This window comes from Pseudomonas sp. AF32, assembly GCF_022342325.2.
GTDB lineage: Bacteria > Pseudomonadota > Gammaproteobacteria > Pseudomonadales > Pseudomonadaceae > Aquipseudomonas > Aquipseudomonas uvaldensis.
On the sequence record NZ_RQJK02000005.1, the window covers coordinates 55,833 to 76,549 of the forward strand.

Genomic DNA, 20,717 nt, shown 5'->3' on the forward strand with positions numbered 1-20,717 from the left:
GCCCCCACAACCTGATCCCTCCGCGAATGGGGTATCCTGCGCGGCTTAACTCTCATCGCCACAGGATTCACCATGAAAGCCGCACTCATCGAACTCATCAGCAAAATCAGCTCCGGTTGCCTGGGCGATGCCGACATCGAGAGGATTGCGGACGAAGCGGCCCAGGCTTATGCCGATCCGGTCGCATTTCTGGCAGCCAATCCGGATATCAATTACGACGACACCTTTCCGATTCCACTGGGTGAGTGGGTCGTGGTGGGCAGCCTGCCGGACACCGTGCTGTTCCAGGCCGACACCTATGTGCAATTGTTCGAACAGATCCTCGCTTCGTTCGGCCCCGGCGTGGCGTTCAACCTCAAGCCCAAGCAACTGGCAAAGACTGAGCCGCTCACCGCGCTCAATCGCATCCAGATCCAGATGAGCAGCCTGAACAAGGAAAACGGCGGTTACGTGCTGATGAACTTCAGCCAGTTGCTCGACGATGAATTGCAGATGGTGTTGGTGTACGGCAACGATGTGCCGCGTGTGCTGGAACTCTGTGCCGAGGTCGGCATTGCTGCCGCGCCGGCCCTGGAAGCGCTGAAGGTCGCGGTTCACGTTTAAGCAAGAAAACGGAACCCTCATAGGGGCGCCGCTATCCTAAGAGTGCATGTCACCATTTGGGAGCGACACCATGGGTTCCACTTTCAACGGCCTGATAGGCCTGATCATCCTGGCGCTCGATATCTGGGCGATTATCAATGTGCTCAAGAGCGGCGCCGGAACCGGCGCGAAAGTGCTGTGGGTGCTGCTGATCCTGCTGCTGCCGGTGCTGGGACTGATTATCTGGGCAATCGCCGGGCCGCGAGGCAACGTACGGGTCTGACCTCGTCCTGAAACGGCCCGGCGGCTTGCGCGCCGCCGGGCTCCACCTTGTCAGGCTGTTGCCAGCGAGTGTTGGCGCGAAGTGCCCAAAAAGCGCAGCAAGGCCAACAGCGGGAAGGCACTGCCGACGATCACCACCCACAGCCAGCCACCGTGCTCATAGACCGCACTGGCAATCGATGAACCGAAGGCGCCGCCGACGAAGATGCTGGTCATGTACAGCGCGTTGAGGCGGCTGCGGCTTTTGGCATCGAGGGCATAGATGGTGCGCTGGCCCAGGACCATGTTCATCTGTACGCAGAAATCCAATACCACGCCCGTGACCGCCAGGCCAATGACGCTGTAGAGCGGATGGATGAACGCGGGCAGAAAGCTCAGGCTGGCAAAGAGCATCGCCAACAGCGAAGCGATACGGGTGTGGCCGGCATCCGCCAACCGACCGGCAATGGGCGCGGCGATGGCCCCGATGGCGCCAACCAGGGCAAACAACGCGATCTCGCTCTGACTCAGGCCATGGTTGCGCGCCAGCTCCAGGGGCACGGCGGTCCAGAACAGGCTGAAGGTGGCGAACATGCAGGCCTGATAGAAAGCCCGCTGACGCAGCAGCGGTTGCTGGCGCAGAAGGGTGCCGAGAGAGCCCAGCAATTGTCCATAGGTAGCGCTGTGGTCAGGCTGCCGCTTGGGCACGGTGAACGCCAGGACGATGCTGATGGCCGCCATCAAGGCCGCCGCGCTCATGAACATGGCCCGCCAGCCGAAATGATCGGCGACGACGCTGGAAACCGGCCGCGCCAGCAGAATCCCCAGTAGCAATCCCCCCATGATTGCGCCGACCACCCGGCCGCGGGACGCTTCCGGCGCAAGATGCGCAGCCAGAGGGATAAGGACTTGCACCGAGACCGAACTGAACCCCACCAGCAGTGACACCAGCAGAAACACGTTCGGCTGCTCGGTGAAGGCGGCCCCCAGCAGGCTGGCAATTGCCACCACCGTCGTGAGAATCATCAGCCGCCGGTTTTCCAGCAGGTCACCCAGCGGAACCAGGAAAAACAGGCCAAGGGCATAACCGATCTGGGTCAGCGAAACGATCAGACTGGCCATGGTGCTGGTCAGGCCGACGTCGGGAGCGATCAGTTCGATGATGGGCTGGGCGTAGTAGATGTTGGCAACGATGGCTCCGCAGCAGAAGGCAAACAGCAGAACCATGCCTCGGGTGAGGGCGGGTGGATGAGCACTCATGGCAATCTCGACAGCAGGGAAAGGATGGTCGTGAGGCTAAAGCGTTGCGCGGCTCTGGAACAGGCTTTGTGGCTGATACCAGACATGCCTGCCATTGATGGACGAGAGAATTTATTTGTGGCGAGGGGATAAATCCCCTCGCCACAATCGCTTTCTGAGCAGCTCCTATTGTCCGCTATAGATCTGGTCGAAAACCCCACCGTCATTGAAGTGAGTTTTCTGCACCGTGCGCCAGTCGCCGAAAGTTTTTTCCACCGATAGGAAATCCACTTTCGGGAATCGATCGGTGTATTTGGCCAGGACGGCCGGATCCCGTGGACGCAGGTAGTTGGCAGCCGCAATTTCCTGGCCTTCAGGCGACCACAGGTACTTGAGGTACGCCTCGGCGGCCTCGCGGGAGCCTTTTTTCTCGACGACCTTGTCCACCACGCTCACCGGTGGCTCGGCTTCGGCGGACACGCTTGGGTAGACCACCTCGAACTGATCGCGGCCGAATTCGCGGGCGATCATTTCGGCTTCGTTTTCAAAGGTCACCAGTACATCGCCGATCTGGTTGGTCATGAACGTCGTGGTCGCGGCGCGGCCACCGGTGTCCAATACCGGGGCCTGCTTGAACAGCTTGCCGACGAAGTCCCGGGCCTTGGTTTCATCGCCACCGTTCTTGAGCACATAGCTCCAGGCCGACAGGTAGGTGTAGCGGCCATTGCCGGAGGTTTTCGGGTTCGGCACGATCACCTGCACGCCATCCTTGAGCAGGTCGGGCCAGTCTTTCAGGGCCTTGGGGTTGCCCTTGCGCACGATGAACACCGTGGCCGAGGTGAACGGGGCGCTGTTGTTCGGCAGGCGGGTGACCCAGTTGTCCGGCACCAGTTTGCCGTTGTCCGCCAGGGCATTGATGTCGGTGGCCATGTTCATGGTGATGACATCCGCCGGCAGGCCGTCGATCACCGAGCGTGCCTGCTTGCTGGAGCCGCCGAAGGACATCTGCACCGTGATGTTTTCGTTGTGCTCGGCCTGCCAGTGCTTCTGGAAGGCTGCGTTGTAGTCCTTGTAGAAATCGCGCATCACGTCGTAGGAGACGTTCAGCAAGGTCGGGGCGGCGTGGGCCAGGCTGCCGAAGGTCAGGCCGGCGGCGAGAAGGGTGGCGCCAAAGAGGTTCTTCACTGCGAATTCCTTTTTATCGAAAGGGGGTTCCGGGCAACCGGCTGACACTAGCGGCTAGCCAATAGACCTTCAAGCATCAAAAAGTGCTTTGCTTATTCCAGTTTCTTGAACAAGGCGTTGCCGCAGCGGGAGCAGAACGCCGCACCGTGCTCGTGATTGTTTTTGCTGCACACCGGGCAATCATGCTTGAGCTGGTCGCCGCGCATGGCCGTGGCCAATTCGGCTGTAAAGATACCGGTCGGCACGGCAATGATCGAATAACCGGTGATCATCACCAGCGATGAGATCACCTGGCCCAGCGGGGTCTTGGGCACGATGTCGCCGAAGCCCACCGTGGTCAAGGTCACGATGGCCCAATAGATGCCCTTGGGGATGCTGGTGAAACCATGCTCCGGCCCTTCGATCACATACATCAGCGTGCCGAACACGGTCACCAGCGTCGAGACGCTGACCAGGAATACGATGATTTTCTGCTTGCTGCCGCGCAGCGCCGACATCAGGTAGTTGGCCTGCTTGAGGTAGGGGCTGAGCTTGAGCACCCGAAAAATCCGCAGCATGCGGATGATCCGGATGATCAGCAGGTACTGGGCATCGCTGTAATACAAAGCCAGGATTCCGGGCACGATCGCCAACAGGTCTACCAGACCGTAGAAACTGAACGCATAGCGCAGGGGCTGGGGCGAGCAGTACAGGCGCAAGCCATATTCAACGAGAAAAATGAAGGTGAAGCCCCACTCGATATAAGCCAGCAGCGCCGCGTAGTTCTTGTGCACGGTGTCGATGCTGTCGAGCATCACCGTCACGAGGCTGGCAAGGATGATCAACAGCAATACGCTGTCGAAGCGCCGGCCGGCCACGGTGTCGGTCTGGAAAATCATGATGTAGAGGCGTTCACGCCAATTGTTGCTGCTGTCCATAACCTTCGCTCGAGTCAGAATCAGCGAAGCCTAGGTCGATTGTCTCGCAGAGTGCAAGGCGTGGTGTCGAGACGGATCTGGCGCCAGGCCCGAACCGTGGCGCGAACCAGCCAGCAGGCGAGGATAAACGGGGCGGTCAGCGGCGCCAAGCCGAGGGCGGCAAAGCCCGGCGCAAGCAGCAGTGCCAGAACGATTCCCGCCAGCGGCAACCAGGGCTGCTCTCGCTGTTGGCTGAGGGCCAACGCCACCAGTGCGCAGTTGTAGCTACCGAGTCCCAGCAAGGCTTGCTCGCTGTCGTGGTGCAGCCAGGTAAATACAAACCCGGCCGCCGATCCGAACAGTGCCCAGCCGGCGGCACGACGGTCCGCAACCAGCAGGCCAGCCGCAATCAGCGCGCCCGCCAGTGGGTGATCGAGAAACATCACCTGGCCCAGGCCTTTCAATGGGGCGGCCAACAGATTGAGCAGCGTCGCATCAACCGGCACGGACAGGGGTAGCGTTGGGGCGAGACTCAGCAGCCACCAACCGAGCCCTACGAAGGGCGCGGTGTAGGGGGGCAGGCCGTGCGGAGCCCGAGTGCGATGCAGCCACTGTTGGGTCAACATCGCGCTGAGCCCGCCGCCGGCAATGATCAAGGGCGGCAACAGGGCCGACCAGGGCAAGGCAAGGCTCAGCAGCAACCCCAGCAGCACGCCGTTGTAGCTGAACAGGCCGGCCTGTCGATCGGCCTTGGCGTAGCCGCGCCGTTGAGCGGTGAGCAGCCCGGCCACGCCCCCCAGCAATGCGCCGCCGAAAAGGGACGGAGCCGTGAGCAGGATTGCCAGCAGGCACAGCAGGCCGCACAACGGATGGCGCTGGAGGAAGATCTGGCTGAAGCCGTTGAGCAGGGCGGTGGCCCAGTCGGGGCAATGGGTGTTTTGCATGTTTGGGTGTCTGATAGACCGGGTTGACCTCATCGCGAGCAGGCTCGCTCCCACAGGATTTTTGAGCGCCGCAAGTCCTGTGTGGGAGCGAGCCTGCTCGCGATGAGGCCGGTACAGGCGCTAGATCAACGTCTCGATACGCAACGAGTTGGTCGACCCCGGCTTGCCAAACGGTACGCCCGCCGTGATCAGCAGGGTGTCGCCACGCTGGGCCATGCCTTGGGCCTGAGCGATTTCCAGCGCGGTGGAACAGACTTCGTCCACCTGCCGCAGCCGATCGTTGACCACCGAGTGCACGCCCCAGGCCACCGTCAGGCGCCGCGCTGCTTGAAGGTTCGGCGTGAGGTTGAGGATCGGCACGGTGGGCCGCTCCCGCGCCGCCCGCAAACTGGAGCTGCCCGACTCGCTGTAGTTCACCAGCACTGCCACCGGCAGGACATTGCTGATACGGCGGATCGCGCAACTGATGGCGTCCGACACCGTGGCCTCGGCTTTCGGCCGGCTGACATCCAGTTGTGCCTGGTAGTCCGGCCCGTTTTCCACCTGGCGAATGATCTTGCTCATCATCTGCACGGCTTCCAGCGGATACTCACCCGAAGCCGTTTCCGCCGACAGCATCACCGCATCCGCGCCTTCGGCCACGGCGTTGGCGACGTCGGTGACCTCGGCCCGGGTGGGCGCCGGGGAGAAGCGCATCGATTCCAGCATCTGGGTCGCCACCACCACCGGTTTGCCGAGGGCGCGGCAGGTGCCGATGATGCGCTGCTGGATCTGCGGCACGCTTTCGGCCGGGACTTCGACGCCCAGGTCGCCGCGGGCAACCATGATCGCGTCGCTCAACTCGGCGATTTCCCGCAATTGAGTGACCGCTGAAGGTTTCTCGATCTTCGCCATCAGGAACGCCTTGTCGCCGATCAATGCGCGGGCTTCGCGGATGTCCTCGGGGCGCTGCACGAACGACAGGGCCACCCAGTCCACGCCCAGTTCCAGGCCGAAGCTCAGGTCACGGCGGTCCTTGGCCGTCAGCGGGCTCAGGTCGAGTACGGCCTGGGGCACGTTCACACCTTTGCGATCTGACAGCTCGCCTCCGTTGAGCACCTCGGTGTCGATGGCATCCGCATGCCGGGCGATGACGCGCAGACGCAGCTTGCCGTCATCCAGCAGCAAGTCCATGCCCGGCTCCAGGGCCGCGATGATCTCCGGATGGGGCAGGTTGGCCCGCCGTTGATCGCCGGGCGTGGCATCCAGGTCCAGGCGGAACGCTTGGCCGCGTTGCAGTTGCACCTTGCCCTCGACGAAGCGACCGACTCGCAGTTTCGGGCCTTGCAGGTCTATGAGGATGCCCAGCGGATAGTTGAGTTGCTGTTCGACCTCTCGAATCCAGTGGTAGCGCCTGGCGTGGTCGGCATGCTCGCCGTGGCTGAAGTTCAGGCGGAAGATGTTCACGCCGGCCTCCACCAGTTCGCGGATGTCGTCCTTGCCACGGGTTGCGGGGCCGAGGGTGGCGAGGATCTTGACCTTTTTGTCAGGCGTCATGTGTGGGGTTCTCGAGAATCAGAATGGCGCGCAAGTCGTTGACGTTGGTGCGGGTCGGCTCGGTGACGATCAGCGCGTCCAGCGCGGCGAAATAACCATAGCCATTGTTGTTGTCCAACTCGTCGCTGGCGTTCAGGCCCAGCTCGGCGGCGCGCTGGTAGCTGTCCGGGGTCATGATGGCCCCGGCGTTATCTTCGGAGCCGTCGATGCCGTCCGTGTCGCCGGCCAGTGCGTAGATGCCGGGGTAGCCCTTGAGGCTGTCGGTCAGGCTCAGCAGGAACTCGGCATTGCGGCCACCGCGACCGTTACCGCGCACAGTGACCGTGGTTTCGCCACCGGAGAGGATCACGCACGGCGCTGCCAGGGGCTGGCCATGCTGAACGATTTGCCGGGCGATACCGGCGTGGACTTTCGCCACTTCCCGCGATTCACCTTCCAGGTCGCCGAGGATCAACGGGCTGAAACCGGCCTGGCGAGCCTTCACCGCGGCGGCCTCCAGCGATTGCTGGGGACGGGCGATCAGTTGGAAGTGGCTGCGGGCCAGGCTCGGGTCGCCGGGCTTGACGGTTTCCGATTCAGGACTCAGCAGCCAGTGGCGCACCGAGGCCGGGACTTCGATGTCGTAGCGCTTGAGGATCGCCAGTGCTTCGGCCGATGTGCTGGGGTCGGCCACGGTAGGGCCGGAGGCGATAACCGTGGCGAGGTCGCCCGGTACATCGGAAATCGCGTAGGTGTAGACCGTCGCCGGCCAGCAGGCCTTGGCCAGGCGGCCGCCCTTGATGGCCGATAGATGCTTGCGCACGCAGTTCATCTCGCCAATGGTGGCGCCGGACTTGAGCAAGGCTTTGTTGATCGACTGTTTGTCGGCCAGCGTGATGCCGGCGGCCGGCAGCGCCAGCAAGGCCGAGCCGCCTCCGGACAGCAGGAAGATCACCCGGTCGTCTTCATTCAGATTGCTGACCAGTTCCAGCACCCGCCCAGCCACCGCCAGCCCTGCGGCGTCGGGCACCGGGTGGGCGGCTTCCACCACCTCGATTCTCTGACAGGGTGCGCCATGGCCGTAGCGGGTCACCACCAGGCCGGTGACTTCACCCTGCCAGCAACGCTCGACCACCTGCGCCATCGCGGCGGCGGCCTTGCCGGCACCGATGACGATGACCCGACCGCTGCGGTCGGCGGGCAGGTACTGTTCAAGGACATGCTGCGGATGCGCCGCGTCGATGGCTGTGGCAAACAGCTCGCGGAGCAGTTGTTGCGGATCGACCGACATGGCGGGCTCCCGTTCTTATTATTTGAATTCAACGCAGAACCCTTGTGGGAGCGGGCTTGCTCGCGAAAGCGGTGTGTCAGTCAATACTCAGTGACAGGTCGATTGCTTTCGCGAGCAAGCCCGCTCCCACAGGGTTTTATGGTGGTTCAGTTATCGCGGATCGAGAAGTTGGCCATATGCTCCAACCCCTTGATCAACGCCGAGTGATCCCAGTTGCTGCCACCCATCGCTGCGCAGGTGCTGAATACCTGTTGGGCATTGGCGGTGTTGGGCAGGTTGATGTTCAACTCCCTGGCGCCTTGCAGGGCCAGGTTCAGGTCCTTCTGGTGCAGGCTGATGCGGAAGCCCGGGTCGAAGGTGCCCTTGATCATGCGCTCGCCGTGCACTTCGAGGATCTTCGACGAGGCAAAACCGCCCATCAGCGCTTCGCGAACCTTGGCCGGGTCGGCGCCGTTCTTCGAGGCGAAGAGCAGGGCTTCGGCCACGGCCTGGATGTTCAGCGCCACGATGATCTGGTTGGCGACCTTGGCGGTCTGGCCGTCGCCGTTGCCGCCCACCAGGGTGATGTTCTTGCCCATGGCCTGGAACAGCGGCAGGGCGCGTTCGAATGCAGCGCTGTCGCCGCCGACCATGATACTCAGGGTCGCGGCCTTGGCGCCGACTTCACCGCCGGACACCGGGGCATCGAGGTATTGCGCGCCTTTTTCGTTGATCTTCGCCGCGAACGCCTTGGTGGCGGAGGGGGAGATCGAACTCATGTCGATCACTACCTTGCCCGCGCCGACACCGGCCGCCACGCCATCGGCGCGAAACAACACGTCGTCGACCTGGGGGGTGTCGGGCACCATGACGATGATGAACTCGGCTTCCTGGGCAACCTCTTTCGGATTGGCCAGGGCCACGGCGCCGCCGGCCAGCAAACCATCCGGGGCCTGGTCGTGGTGCTGGGACAGGAACAGGCTGTGCCCGGCCTTTTGCAGGTTCAGTGCCATTGGGTGGCCCATGATGCCGGTGCCGATGAATCCGATTTTAGCCATGGGAAAATCCTCTTGTTGTTATCGCCGCTCAGGCAAATGGAGAACTGCTTTTCTGTGGGAGCGGGCTTGCTCGCGAAAGCGGTGTATCAGTCACAGATGTGTTATCTGACCCACCGCTTTCGCGAGCAAGCCCGCTCCCACAAGGAAAGATCCGTGTCAGATCGCGTTATGGGTCTTCAGCCATCCCAGGCCCGCTTCGGTGGTGGTCAGTGGTTTGTACTCGCAACCAACCCAACCCTGGTAACCGATGCGGTCCAGGTGTTCGAACAGAAAGCGATAGTTGATCTCGCCCGTGCCCGGCTCATAGCGCCCTGGGTTGTCCGCCAGTTGCACGTGGTTGATCTCGGCCAGGTGCGATTGCAGCGTGCGGGCCAGATCGCCTTCCATGATTTGCATGTGGTAGATGTCGTATTGCAGGAACAGGTTGGTGCTGCCGACCTGTTCGCGGATCGACAGGGCCTGGGCCGTGTTGTTCAGGTAGAAGCCGGGGATGTCGCGTGTGTTGATGGCTTCCATCACCAATTTGATGCCCGCCGCTTGCAGCTTTTCGGCCGCGTACTTGAGGTTGGCGACGAAGGTTTTCTCCACCAGGCTTTCGTTGCAGTTCTGCGGGCGAATCCCGGACAGGCAGTTGACCTGGGTATTGCCCAATACCTTGGCATAGGCGATCGCCAGGTCGACGCCGGCGCGAAACTCCTCGACCCGGTCCGGCAGGCAGGCGATACCGCGCTCGCCCTTGGCCCAATCGCCGGCGGGGAGGTTGAACAACACCTGGGTCAGGCCATTGGCATCGAGCAGGGCCTTGAGCTCGGCGGAGCTGTAGTCGTAGGGGAACAGGTATTCCACACCCGTGAAACCGGCCTTGGCGGCCGCTTCGAAACGGGCGAGGAAATCCTGCTCGGTGAAGAGCATGGACAGGTTGGCTGCGAAACGGGGCATGGTGGTCTCCTGTGAATATTTTCAAGGCCCCCTGTGGGAGCGGGCTTGCTCGCGAAAGCGGTGTGTCAGGTGACATATGTGTAGCTGATACGCCGCTTTCGCGAGCAAGCCCGCTCCCACAAGGGAACGTCAGTGCTCAGTCAAGCAACGAAATAGCCGTCGGCGCATCGTTACCCACCAGCGCCAGGTCTTCAAATTCGTTGACGGCGTTGATTTCGGTGCCCATGGAAATGTTAGTCACCCGCTCCAGAATGACCTCGACAATGACCGGCACCTTGAACTCCTCGATCATTTCCTGGGCCTTGCGCAACGCCGGTTGAATATCGGACGGTTCGAACACCCGCAGCGCCTTGCAGCCCAGCCCCTCGGCGACGGCGATGTGGTCTACGCCGTAGCCGTTGAGTTCCGGAGCGTTGAGGTTGTCGAAGGACAGCTGCACGCAGTAGTCCATGTCGAACCCCCGCTGGGCCTGGCGGATAAGCCCGAGGTAGGAGTTGTTCACCACGACATGGATATAGGGAAGCTTGAACTGTGCGCCCACCGCCAGTTCTTCGATCATGAACTGGAAATCATAGTCACCCGACAGCGCCACGACCTTGCGATTCGGATCGGCCTTGACCACCCCCAGTGCGGCCGGAATGGTCCAGCCCAGGGGACCGGCCTGGCCGCAGTTGATCCAGTGGCGTGGCTTGTAGACGTGCAGGAACTGCGCCCCGGCGATCTGCGACAAACCGATGGTGCTGACGTAACAGGTGTCCTTGCCGAACACCTGGTTCATCTCTTCGTACACACGCTGTGGCTTGACCGGCACGTTGTCGAAATGCGTCTTGCGTTGCAGGCTGGCCTTGCGCTGTTGGCAGTCGCGCAACCAGGCGCTGCGATCCTTTAATTTGCCGGCGGCTTGCCATTCGCGGGCGACTTCGAGGAACACCGTCAGCGCCGAAGCCGCGTCGGAAACGATGCCCAGGTCAGGCGTGAAGACGCGACCGATCTGGGTGGGTTCGATATCCACATGGATGAAGGTGCGTCCCTCGGTGTAGACATCCACCGAGCCGGTGTGGCGGTTGGCCCAGCGATTGCCGACGCCCAGCACCAGATCCGACTTGAGCAGCGTGGCATTGCCATAGCGATGGGAGGTTTGCAGGCCGACCATGCCGACCATCAACGGGTGGTCGTCCGCAATCGTGCCCCAGCCCATCAGCGTCGGGATGACCGGGATGCCGGTCAGCTCAGCAAACTCCACCAGCAGTTCGCTCGCATCCGCATTGATGATGCCGCCGCCAGCCACCAGCAGCGGACGCTCGGACTGATTGAGCATCGCCAGGGCTTTTTCGATCTGCACACGGTTCGCTGCCGGTTTAGCCAGAGGCAACGGTTGGTAGGCGTCGATATCGAACTCGATCTCGGCCATCTGCACATCGAACGGCAAGTCGATCAACACTGGGCCTGGGCGGCCGGAGCGCATCTCGTAGAAGGCTTTTTGGAATGCATAGGGCACCTGGCCGGGCTCCAGGACGGTGGTCGCCCACTTGGTGACCGGTTTGACAATGCTGGTGATGTCCACTGCCTGGAAATCTTCCTTGTGCAGACGAGCGCGAGGGGCTTGCCCGGTGATGCACAGGATCGGGATCGAGTCGGCGGATGCGCTGTAGAGCCCGGTGACCATATCGGTACCGGCAGGGCCTGAAGTGCCGATGCAGACGCCAATGTTGCCGGCCTTGGTGCGGGTGTAGCCCTCGGCCATGTGCGAGGCACCTTCAACGTGGCGAGCGAGGACGTGATCGATGCCGCCTACTTTTTGCAGGGCCGAGTACAGCGGGTTGATCGCGGCACCCGGAATACCGAAGGCAGTGTCCACGCCTTCACGGCGCATCACCAGGACGGCGGCTTCGATTGCTCTCATTTTGCTCATTGGTTTGTGCCTCTTGCTTGTTGTAATTGTATACAAGTTGCTTTGCGCTGGAGTTTATTCACGGTAAGCGGTGCAGGTCAATCCATTTCCTCAAGCATCTGTTTTATTTGGTCCGGAGGTCGATAGCCGCGTCTTTTCGTCGATTTTCGATTTTGTGATGAGCTTTGTGTATACAAGAATGTTCTTTATTGTGCTCTATTCTTTGTGTACGGTTTTCCTCGGATTGCAAACCGAAAGGCTCTCCCATAACAAAAGAAGGACAGCACCCATGAATGCTCTAACCTTGAAAGTCGCGGTCAACCTGACCGGCCAAGCCCTTGCCGCAGGCCGTGAAACCCACTGTGCACCACTGACCGTCGCGGTGCTCGACAGGGGCGGTCACCTGATCGCCCTGCAACGCGAGGATGGAGCCAGCCTGCTGCGCCCACAGATCGCCATCGGCAAGGCCTGGGGCGCCATCGCCCTGGGCAAAGGCTCCCGCCTGCTCGCCCTCGACGCCCAGCAGCGCCCGGCCTTCATCGCTGCCTTGAACAGCCTGGGGCAGGGCAGCGTCGTGCCGGCGCCGGGTGGGGTGTTGATCAGGGATCAGGACGGAACGGTGCTGGGCGCCGTGGGCATTAGTGGCGATACCTCGGATATTGATGAGCAGGTGGCGATTCGGGCGGTGGAGGGGGTTGGGTTGGTGGCGGATGCGGGGTAGTTGTTTGATTTTGTGGTGAGCCGACTGGCCTCTTCGCGAGCAAGCCCGCTCCCACACAGGTTTCGGTGGCGGACACAAATGTTTGAACACCACGGCCCCCCTGTGGGAGCGGGCTTGCTCGCGAAAGCCATCGACCAGACACATCCAGCTAAAGAGTCAGGCAACGATGCCGCATTCACAGCACTAGCCTTTCAGAACTTCATTGAAAGGAGGCCGATGCAATGCCTGAACGATCAGCTTCACATCGCCTGCGTATCGGTCGATATGCAGAACAAAACCGCATTTATTTACTGACAGCTAATACGCGCAAGCGTGAGCCTGTCTTCCAGGATTATGGTCTGGCAGATTGGTTATTCGCCAATTCAGGGATGTGCAAAGGCAGGGCATTGCCGACTCCCTCGCATTTGTTGTCATGCCTGACCATTTCCACTGGTTGGTCCAATTGCATCGTGGGTCGCTGGGGGAGTTGATGTGTCGGATGAAATCCTTAAGTGCCAAAGATGTAAATGAGGCAGTTGGCAGCACGGGGAGCCTCTGGCAGTACGGGTACCATGACCGTGCGTTACGGCGGGATGAGGACTTGGTGAGGCTGGCTCGGTATGTAGTTGCCAATCCATTGCGGGCGGGACTGGTGGAGCGGCTTGGCGACTATCCGCTGTGGGATGCCATATGGGTATGACCTGAAATCGAGTTGCCGCCATTCGCGAGCAAGCCCGCTCCCACAAGGCCGGTGGCGGGCACAAAATGTCTGAACACCGCGGATCCCCTGTGGGAGCGGGCTTGCTCGCGAAGAGGGCCCAGAACTACATCAGTCTGGCTCACACCCCTTCAAAACCAGCCGAATAATCGTCTGCGCCGCCGCTTCATAATCGGCTTCGTCCAGCTTCGCCTTGCCGGTCACGGCGCTGATCTGCCAGTCGAAATCGGCATAGGTCTGGGTGGCGGCCCAGATGCTGAACATCAGGTGGTGGGGGTCGATGGGGGCGATCTGGCCGCGGTCGATCCAGGTCTGGATGCAGTCGATGTTGTGCCGGGCCTGGGCGTTGAGTTGTTCCACCAGGTCGGGGCTCAGGTGTGGGGCGCCGTGCATGATCTCGCTGGCGAAGACTTTCGAGGCGAAGGGCAGGTCGCGGGAGATGCGGATCTTGGAGCGGATATAGTGGCTCAGCACTTCGCTGGGCACGCCGTCGGCGTTGAACGGCGTTGACGCCTGGAGGATCGGCTCGATGATACTGGCCAGAACCTCTCGGTAGAGGTTTTCCTTGGATTTGAAGTAGTAGTAGACGTTGGGTTTGGGCAGGCCGGCTTTGGCCGCGATGTCGCTGGTCTTGGTCGCGGCGAAGCCCTTGTCGGCAAATTCTTCGCTGGCGGCACGCAGGATCAGTTCTTTGTTGCGCTCGCGGATAGTGCTCATAAACCCAGGGGTTCCTTGCCTGTTCTGGCGGTGGCGCATGGTAGCACCGGCCTTGTGAACGGCTCAACAATGCCCCCGGATGGCGCTTGCGCTATGCTGCGCAGCATTTATGACCAAGGAGCTTTCCATGGCTGGAAGCAGTTTGCTGGTGCTGATCGACGACATCGCCACCGTACTCGACGATGTAGCATTGATGACCAAGATGGCCGCCAAGAAAACCGCCGGCGTACTGGGTGATGACCTGGCGCTCAACGCCCAGCAAGTCTCAGGCGTGCGTGCAGAGCGAGAGCTGCCGGTGGTCTGGGCGGTCGCCAAGGGCTCGTTTCTCAACAAGCTGATCCTGGTGCCGTCGGCCCTGGCCATCAGTGCTTTCGTGCCTTGGCTGGTGACGCCACTGCTGATGGTGGGGGGCGCTTACCTGTGCTTCGAAGGGTTTGAAAAACTCGCCCATAAATTCCTTCACAGCCCCGCCGAAGACCAGGCCGAACATGCCCAGCTGGTCGAAGCCGTGGCGGATCCGGCAGTCGATCTGGTGGCCTTCGAAAAGGACAAGATCAAGGGCGCGGTGCGCACCGACTTCATCCTGTCGGCGGAAATCATCGCGATTACCCTGGGCACAGTCGCTGATGCACCGCTGACTCAGCAGGTGATTGTGTTGTCGGGTATCGCCATTGTCATGACAGTCGGCGTTTATGGCCTGGTGGCCGGGATCGTCAAGCTCGATGACCTGGGACTGTGGCTGACCCAGAAGCCGGGCCAGGCCGCCAAAAGCATCGGCGGCGCCATCCTGCGCGCCGCCCCTTACATGATGAAGAGCCTGTCGATCATCGGCACGGCGGCGATGTTCCTGGTCGGGGGCGGCATCCTCACCCATGGCGTGCCGGTGGTGCATCACTGGATCGAAGACGTAGCGGCCAGCGTTGGCGGTGCAGGGTTTATCGTGCCGATGTTGCTCAATGCAGTGGCAGGGATTGTCGCGGGGGCGGCGGTGCTGGCAGGTGTGTTGGCGGTGGGCAAGGTCTGGAAAGTGCTGAAGCACTGAGGTTAACAACGCATCACCCATGTGGGAGCGAGCCTGCTCGCTCCCACATGGGTTTCTGGATAGACAAAATTACTCGGCTATCTGCAACTTCCGCGACTCGGTGTAAACGTACCGCACCTTTTCATACTCGAACGGCGAGTTCAGCTGGCCGTAGCGGAAGCTGGTCTGGTAGCGCTTGTCCACGCCGCGTAGCAGAAGCAGTTCCGGGTGGTTCGAACTGACCTCCGAGACGTTGAGGAAGTTGATCGCCGATTCGGCCGTATAGTCCACCAGCAGACCCGACGTATCCCGCAGGTTGGACGGGCCGAAGATCGGTAGCACGAAGTACGCTCCGGCAGGCACGCCATAGAAGCCCAGGGTCTGGCCAAAGTCCTCGCTCTGGCGCGGCAGGCCCATGGCCGTAGCCGGGTCCCACAGGCCGGCGATGCCGACGGTGGTGTTGAGCAGCAGGCGCGCCGTGGTTTCCATCGAACGCTTGCCCTTGAATTGCAGCAGGCTGTTCATCAGGTTCGGCACATCCCCCAGGTTATTGAAGAAGTTGCTGATCCCGGTGCGCACGAAACTCGGGGTGACGTAGCGATACCCGTCAACCACCGGCAGGAACACCCATTGGTCGAAGCGATAGTTGAAGTGGTAGACGCGGCGGTTCCAGGATTCCAGCGGGTCATAGACGTTCAGGGCGCTGAGCGTGGAGCGTTCGAATTCGCGCTGGTCCAGTCCGGGGTTGAACTTGAGTTTGGTCAACGGTTCCTTGAAACCGTCGCCATCCACCACCACGGGATCGTGGGCCTTGCTGTTGTCGGCGTAGACGACGCCTGCACTCATCAGGGCGGCGATAAGCAGGAGATATTTAGCCACGGAAGAACTCCAGCATGGCGTCGCTGTTGACGCGGTAGTTAAGGTTGCCGCAATGGCCGCCCAGTGGATAAACCGTCAGGCGGTCACCAAAGGTCTTGCGCAGGAAGCCCAGGTCGCCGGGGCCGAGGATGACGTCGTCGGCGTTGTGCATGACGGCGATCTTCGAACTCTCGTGCAAGTAATCCTTCAGTGCGTAAAGACTGACCTGATCGACCAGTTGCAGCAGGCTGCCGCCGTCGGTGCGCGCACGCCACATCGGGATCACTTGTTCGGTGAGGTAGCAGTCGAAATCACATTGCAGGGCACGTTTGAGGAATGGCGTCAGGCTGGTGCTTTCAGTGATGGGGAATTTGGGCGGGGTGATCAGGCCGCGACGGTTGATCAGGTCCGAGGTGAATGCGATATCGGCCGCCGAGAAACGGAACGAGGTACCGATCAGCATTGCCATCTGTTCATTGCTCAGGTGTTGCTTGGACTGCTGGAAGTCATACAGCAAGGCGTCGTTGAGGTCGATGTAGCCTTTTTGCTGGAAGTAGCGGGTCAGCTTGTTCAACACCAGTTCATAAAAGGTGGTGGTGCTGTTGATGCCTTTCACCTCGGTCTGGACCAGTTTGTCCAGGTTGGTGATCGAGGTGTAGAGGTTCACCGGCGGGTTCAGCAGCAGCACTTTCTTGAAGTTGAAGCTGCGGCGGGTTTCGTCCAGGTGCGCGACGAAGGCTGCGTCCAGGGCGCCGAGGCTGTAGCCGGTAAGGTAATACTCGGTCACCGGCACCTTGGGGTTCTGGGCGCGCACGGCCTGCATCACCCGGTACATGTCCTCGGCGTCTTCCTTGGTGATGCCGGGGGTGGCGAAGCGCGAGGCGGAACTCATGAAGTCGAAGCTGGTGGGCGACGACAGCTGCACCACGTGGTAACCGGCCTTGTAATAGAGCCGCTTGAGGTATTCGTTGAGGGTGCTGTCGTAACGGGCACCGGTGCCGGCGATCAGGAAAATCAACGGTGCCGGCTTGTCCTGGGTGGCCATGCGGTAGGTGAGGCTTTTTACCGGCCAGAAGTTGTCCGGCAGGATGAACTCGCGTTCCGGGCGCAGGGTGACGCTGTGGTCCGCCTGGTTGATGTCTTCGATCAGCGGCAGATCAGGGCGCAGGTCGGGCGGCGTGGTGGCGATAGTCGCCTCGAACGGGTTGGTCAAGGGGTAGCCATAGCTGGCGGCGTCGATATCCGCCGCCAGCGCGGACGCACTCAGGAGAAGGCCGCCGGTGAGGGCGGCGAAGCGCAAGGAACGGAGCATGACTGGATCCCTTAGAGGAAGGTGCCGAATGGAGTTCGCAGGCTATGACCACCGAAGTGAAGCCAAGTGCCACGACGGGCATCAACAGGCGTGAGCGGGGGGCAATAGCAACGGGACGATACACGTTGCGCTCGGTTGGTGGCTAGTTGCCTTCGCGTTGTCGCAAACGGCGTCCCCCATGTCGTTTCCCGTTGTTTCGATGTCGCTGGTAGAGCAGGTCCCGGATCGGCGCAGGCCGATGATCGACGGGTCAGTACTCCACTGATGTTCGATCCGGTTTGGCAGGCGAGCGTGATGGGGGCGCTGAGCACCATAACAACACGTTGATGTCGCTCGGCATCCGTCGGGCGCAGCACTTTCGGGGAAGTAAACGATGAAGATGCGACGACTCTTGGGCGCAGGTGCCGCACTGGTACTGGCGATCAGCTCCACCCTGGCCAGTGCCGAAACCAAAACCCTGAGCATCGGTTACGTTGACGGCTGGTCCGACAGCGTTGCGACGACTCACGTGGCGGCAGAGGTCATTCAGCAGAAGCTTGGTTATGACGTGAAGCTGCAGGCCGTCGCGACCGGGATCATGTGGCAGGGCGTGGCCACCGGCAAGCTCGATGCCATGCTCTCGGCCTGGTTGCCTGTGACGCACGGTGATTACTGGGCGAAGAACAAGGATCAAGTGGTCGACTACGGCCCCAACTTCAAGGACGCGAAAATCGGCCTGATCGTACCGGAGTACGTGAAGGCGCAATCTGTCGCCGATCTCAAGACCGATGAAAGCTTCAAGAAGCGCATCGTCGGCATCGACGCCGGTTCAGGCGTGATGCTCAAGACCGAACAGGCGATCAAGGACTACGACCTGACCGGTTATCAACTCAAGGCCAGTTCCGGCGCCGGCATGATTGCCGAACTGACCCGGGCCGAAAAGAAAAACGAATCCATCGCCGTCACTGGCTGGGTGCCGCACTGGATGTTCGCCAAATGGAAACTGCGCTTCCTGGAAGACCCGAAAGGTGTCTACGGCGCGGCTGAAACGGTGAACAGCATCGGCAGCAAGGAACTGGCGACCAAGGCGCCGGAAGTGGCCGAGTTCCTGAAGAAGTTCCAGTGGTCGTCGAAAGATGAAATCGGTGAGGTCATGCTGGCAATCCAGGAAGGTGCCAAGCCGGACGCTGCCGCCAAGGACTGGGTTGCCAAGCACCCGGACCGTGTCAAGGAATGGACTGGCAAATAATCCCGCCGGTCTGGCTGTATCGAAAAACCGCATGACTGCGTGTCATGCGGTTTTTTTGTGTCCTGCAAATATCAAATCGACGCATAACTACTGTGGGAGCGGGCTTGCTCGCGAATGCGGTATGTCAGTCACCCCTTACTTCACAGGCCTACCGCAATTCGCGAGCAAGCCCGCTCCCACAGGGATTTGCGAAAGTTTTTGCGGGAAATTGGCAAAACCGTCATGTCGTTCTAATACTAAGGTCGTCTGGAACCTGGCCTTGAGCCGCATAGAGTAGAGTCGTTCCAACTAAAGTCGTGCTGCGAGGATAAAAACAATGAACGACAGCATTTACCTATCGATTCAAAACAGCCCGCGCTTCAAGGAGCTGGTGAAAAAAAGGGAAAGGTTCGCCTGGATTCTTTCGGCGATCATGCTGGGGCTGTATTCCGGCTTCATTCTCCTGATTGCCTACGGGCCACACATACTCGGGGCCAAGATGTCGCCCGAGTTGACGATCACCTGGGGTATTCCCATCGGGGTCGGTCTGATCGTCTCGGCCTTCATCCTGACCGGTATCTATGTGCGGCGCGCCAACGGTGAGTTCGATGAGCTGAACAATGCGATTCTCAAGGAGGCTCAACAATGATCCGGCGTCTAATGGCTCTTTTGAGCATCGCAGCGTTCGCTCCGGGTGCCTGGGCGGCTGAAGCCCTGACCGGGGCTGTGCAGAAGCAACCGCTCAACGTTTCCGCCATCATCATGTTCGTGGCGTTTGTCGGCTTGACCCTGGGTATCACCTACTGGGCGTCCAAGCGCAGCAAGTCGGCCAGTGACTACTATGCGGCAGGCGGCCGGATCACCGGTTTCCAGAACGGCCTGGCAATCGCTGGCGACTACATGTCGGCGGCATCCTTCCTGGGGATTTCCGCGCTGGTGTTCGCTTCGGGCTATGACGGTCTGATCTACTCCATCGGTTTCCTGGTGGGCTGGCCGATCATTCTGTTCCTGATCGCCGAGCGCCTGCGCAACTTGGGTAAATATACCTTTGCCGATGTGGCCTCCTATCGCCTGGGTCAGAAGCAGATCCGCACCCTGTCTGCCAGCGGTTCGCTGGTGGTGGTGGCGTTCTACCTGATCGCGCAAATGGTCGGTGCCGGCAAGCTGATCCAGCTGCTGTTCGGCCTCGACTACCACGTTGCGGTCGTCCTGGTGGGTATCCTGATGTGCCTCTATGTGTTGTTCGGCGGCATGCTGGCGACCACCTGGGTACAGATCATCAAGGCGGTGATGTTGCTGTCGGGCGCTTCGTTCATGGCGCTGATGGTCATGAAGCACGTCAACTTCGACTTCAACATGCTGTTCGCCGAAGCGGTCAAGGTTCACCCTAAAGGCGAGGCGATCATGAGCCCTGGCGGTCTGGTGAAGGATCCGGTCTCGGCCTTCTCCCTCGGCCTGGCCCTGATGTTCGGTACCGCTGGCCTGCCGCACATCCTGATGCGCTTCTTCACCGTGAGCGACGCCAAGGAAGCGCGCAAGAGCGTGCTGTATGCCACTGGTTTCATCGGTTACTTCTACATCCTGACCTTCATCATCGGCTTCGGCGCGATTCTGCTGGTCAGCACCAACCCGGCCTTCAAGGACGCGACAGGTGCCTTGCTTGGCGGCAACAACATGGCGGCGGTGCACTTGGCCAACGCCGTGGGTGGCAGCGTCTTCCTCGGCTTCATCTCGGCCGTTGCCTTTGCCACCATCCTGGCGGTCGTCGCCGGCTTGACCCTGGCCGGCGCCTCGGCGGTGTCCCACGACCTGTATGCCAGCGTGATCAAGAAAGGCAAGGCCAACGAGAAGGATGAGATCCGCGTCTCGAAGATCACCACCATCGCCCTGGCGGTGCTGGCGATTGCCTTGGGTATCCTGTTCGAGAAGCAGAACATCGCTTTCATGGTGGGCCTGGCGTTCTCCATCGCGGCGAGCTGCAACTTCCCGGTGCTGTTGCTTTCGATGTACTGGAAGAAGCTGACCACCCGTGGCGCCATGATTGGCGGTTGGATGGGCCTGGTCAGCGCCGTGGGCCTGATGATTCTTGGCCCAACCATCTGGGTGCAGATCATGGGCCACGAGAAGCCGATCTACCCGTATGAATACCCGGCGCTGTTCTCGATGATCATCGCGTTCGTGGGTATCTGGTTCTTCTCCATCACCGACAAGTCGACGGCCGCCGACAACGAGCGGGCGCTGTTCTTCCCGCAGTTCGTGCGTTCGCAGACTGGCCTGGGGGCGAGCGGGGCGGTTAACCATTAAGATCTAAGCGACAAGCTTCACGCTTCAAAGGAAATACCCCGGTCGAGAGGCTGGGGTATTTTTTGTACCTGGTTTAAGGAAGGGGGCAGGTCTATCGTCA

At 60.9% G+C, this 20,717-nt stretch carries 20 protein-coding genes and 1 pseudogene; 9 read left to right on the forward strand and 12 right to left on the reverse strand.

What is annotated here, in order from left to right:
* Positions 1–72 precede the first annotated feature (72 nt).
* Both EGM97_RS06370 and EGM97_RS06375 read left to right on the forward strand, forming a co-directional pair.
* Positions 73–603, forward strand: coding sequence for a hypothetical protein (locus EGM97_RS06370; protein WP_238965479.1), 531 nt, complete (start codon positions 73–75; stop codon positions 601–603).
* A gap of 70 nt (positions 604–673) precedes the next feature.
* Positions 674–865 (forward strand): PLDc N-terminal domain-containing protein, encoded by a 192-nt coding sequence (locus EGM97_RS06375; protein WP_053149901.1) that lies wholly within the window; start codon positions 674–676, stop codon positions 863–865.
* Between the two features lie 50 nt (positions 866–915).
* Here EGM97_RS06375 and EGM97_RS06380 read toward each other — a convergent pair whose 3' ends face one another.
* The 9 genes from EGM97_RS06380 to gcl all read right to left on the reverse strand — a co-directional run bounded on the left by EGM97_RS06380 (position 916) and on the right by gcl (position 11,801).
* The gene (locus tag EGM97_RS06380; protein WP_238965478.1) at positions 916–2,103 is read right to left on the reverse strand and encodes an MFS transporter; all 1,188 of its coding nucleotides are present in this window, start codon (positions 2,101–2,103) and stop codon (positions 916–918) included.
* A gap of 165 nt (positions 2,104–2,268) precedes the next feature.
* Positions 2,269–3,267 carry a sulfate ABC transporter substrate-binding protein gene (locus tag EGM97_RS06385; RefSeq protein WP_238965477.1) on the reverse strand — a complete coding sequence of 333 codons (999 nt, stop codon included), beginning with the start codon at positions 3,265–3,267 and terminating at the stop codon, positions 2,269–2,271.
* Positions 3,268–3,359: 92 nt separating this feature from the next.
* On the reverse strand, positions 3,360–4,184 hold the full coding sequence (locus EGM97_RS06390; protein WP_238965476.1) for an ion transporter: 825 nt from the start codon (positions 4,182–4,184) through the stop codon (positions 3,360–3,362).
* Between the two features lie 20 nt (positions 4,185–4,204).
* On the reverse strand, positions 4,205–5,107 hold the full coding sequence (locus tag EGM97_RS06395) for an urea transporter (RefSeq protein WP_238965475.1): 903 nt from the start codon (positions 5,105–5,107) through the stop codon (positions 4,205–4,207).
* Positions 5,108–5,227: 120 nt separating this feature from the next.
* A complete protein-coding gene (pyk, locus tag EGM97_RS06400; RefSeq protein WP_238965474.1) occupies positions 5,228–6,643 on the reverse strand; it encodes a pyruvate kinase in 1,416 nt (471 codons plus the stop codon).
* Entirely contained in the window at positions 6,633–7,913 is a 1,281-nt protein-coding gene (locus EGM97_RS06405; RefSeq protein WP_238965473.1) for a glycerate kinase type-2 family protein, read from the reverse strand. The genes pyk and EGM97_RS06405 overlap by 11 nt, the downstream gene beginning before the upstream one ends.
* Positions 7,914–8,059: 146 nt before the next feature.
* On the reverse strand, positions 8,060–8,950 hold the full coding sequence (locus EGM97_RS06410) for a 2-hydroxy-3-oxopropionate reductase (protein WP_238965472.1): 891 nt from the start codon (positions 8,948–8,950) through the stop codon (positions 8,060–8,062).
* 156 nt (positions 8,951–9,106) lie between these two features.
* Positions 9,107–9,889: a hydroxypyruvate isomerase gene (hyi, locus tag EGM97_RS06415; protein WP_238965471.1), complete on the reverse strand. Its 783-nt coding sequence runs from the start codon at positions 9,887–9,889 to the stop codon at positions 9,107–9,109.
* 136 nt (positions 9,890–10,025) lie between these two features.
* Positions 10,026–11,801: a glyoxylate carboligase gene (gcl, locus tag EGM97_RS06420; RefSeq protein ID WP_238965470.1), complete on the reverse strand. Its 1,776-nt coding sequence runs from the start codon at positions 11,799–11,801 to the stop codon at positions 10,026–10,028.
* Between the two features lie 268 nt (positions 11,802–12,069).
* On the opposite strand from gcl, the gene EGM97_RS06425 reads away from it, so the two are divergent.
* The 3 genes and pseudogenes from EGM97_RS06425 (at position 12,070) to EGM97_RS06435 (ending at position 13,180) form a co-directional block, all read left to right on the forward strand.
* Positions 12,070–12,501 carry a GlcG/HbpS family heme-binding protein gene (locus EGM97_RS06425; protein ID WP_238965469.1) on the forward strand — a complete coding sequence of 144 codons (432 nt, stop codon included), beginning with the start codon at positions 12,070–12,072 and terminating at the stop codon, positions 12,499–12,501.
* A gap of 78 nt (positions 12,502–12,579) precedes the next feature.
* Complete coding sequence (locus tag EGM97_RS06430; RefSeq protein WP_238965531.1) at positions 12,580–12,795, forward strand: hypothetical protein; 216 nt, start codon at positions 12,580–12,582, stop codon at positions 12,793–12,795.
* Positions 12,723–13,180, forward strand: a pseudogene (locus EGM97_RS06435) (REP-associated tyrosine transposase). The gene EGM97_RS06430 and the pseudogene EGM97_RS06435 overlap by 73 nt, the downstream one beginning before the upstream one ends.
* A 129-nt stretch (positions 13,181–13,309) precedes the next feature.
* On the opposite strand, the gene EGM97_RS06440 reads toward EGM97_RS06435, so the two are convergent.
* On the reverse strand, positions 13,310–13,915 hold the full coding sequence (locus EGM97_RS06440) for a TetR/AcrR family transcriptional regulator (RefSeq protein WP_053149934.1): 606 nt from the start codon (positions 13,913–13,915) through the stop codon (positions 13,310–13,312).
* A gap of 127 nt (positions 13,916–14,042) precedes the next feature.
* Here EGM97_RS06440 and EGM97_RS06445 point away from each other — a divergent pair, with 127 nt between their 5' ends.
* Positions 14,043–14,957: a DUF808 domain-containing protein gene (locus EGM97_RS06445; protein WP_238965468.1), complete on the forward strand. Its 915-nt coding sequence runs from the start codon at positions 14,043–14,045 to the stop codon at positions 14,955–14,957.
* A gap of 69 nt (positions 14,958–15,026) precedes the next feature.
* On the opposite strand, the gene EGM97_RS06450 is transcribed toward EGM97_RS06445, so the two are convergent.
* Both EGM97_RS06450 and EGM97_RS06455 read right to left on the reverse strand, forming a co-directional pair.
* Entirely contained in the window at positions 15,027–15,815 is a 789-nt protein-coding gene (locus EGM97_RS06450; protein WP_238965467.1) for an MlaA family lipoprotein, read from the reverse strand.
* Entirely contained in the window at positions 15,808–17,106 is a 1,299-nt protein-coding gene (locus EGM97_RS06455; RefSeq protein ID WP_238965466.1) for a serine/threonine protein kinase, read from the reverse strand. Before EGM97_RS06455 ends, EGM97_RS06450 begins: the two co-directional genes overlap by 8 nt.
* Before the next feature lie 373 nt (positions 17,107–17,479).
* Here EGM97_RS06455 and EGM97_RS06460 point away from each other — a divergent pair, with 373 nt between their 5' ends.
* The 3 genes from EGM97_RS06460 (at position 17,480) to EGM97_RS06470 (ending at position 20,617) form a co-directional block, all read left to right on the forward strand.
* Positions 17,480–18,334: a glycine betaine ABC transporter substrate-binding protein gene (locus EGM97_RS06460; RefSeq protein ID WP_238965465.1), complete on the forward strand. Its 855-nt coding sequence runs from the start codon at positions 17,480–17,482 to the stop codon at positions 18,332–18,334.
* A gap of 316 nt (positions 18,335–18,650) precedes the next feature.
* Entirely contained in the window at positions 18,651–18,962 is a 312-nt protein-coding gene (locus EGM97_RS06465; RefSeq protein WP_238965464.1) for a DUF485 domain-containing protein, read from the forward strand.
* Complete coding sequence (locus tag EGM97_RS06470) at positions 18,959–20,617, forward strand: cation acetate symporter (RefSeq protein ID WP_238965463.1); 1,659 nt, start codon at positions 18,959–18,961, stop codon at positions 20,615–20,617. The genes EGM97_RS06465 and EGM97_RS06470 overlap by 4 nt, the downstream gene beginning before the upstream one ends.
* The last annotated feature ends 100 nt before the right edge of the window (positions 20,618–20,717 follow it).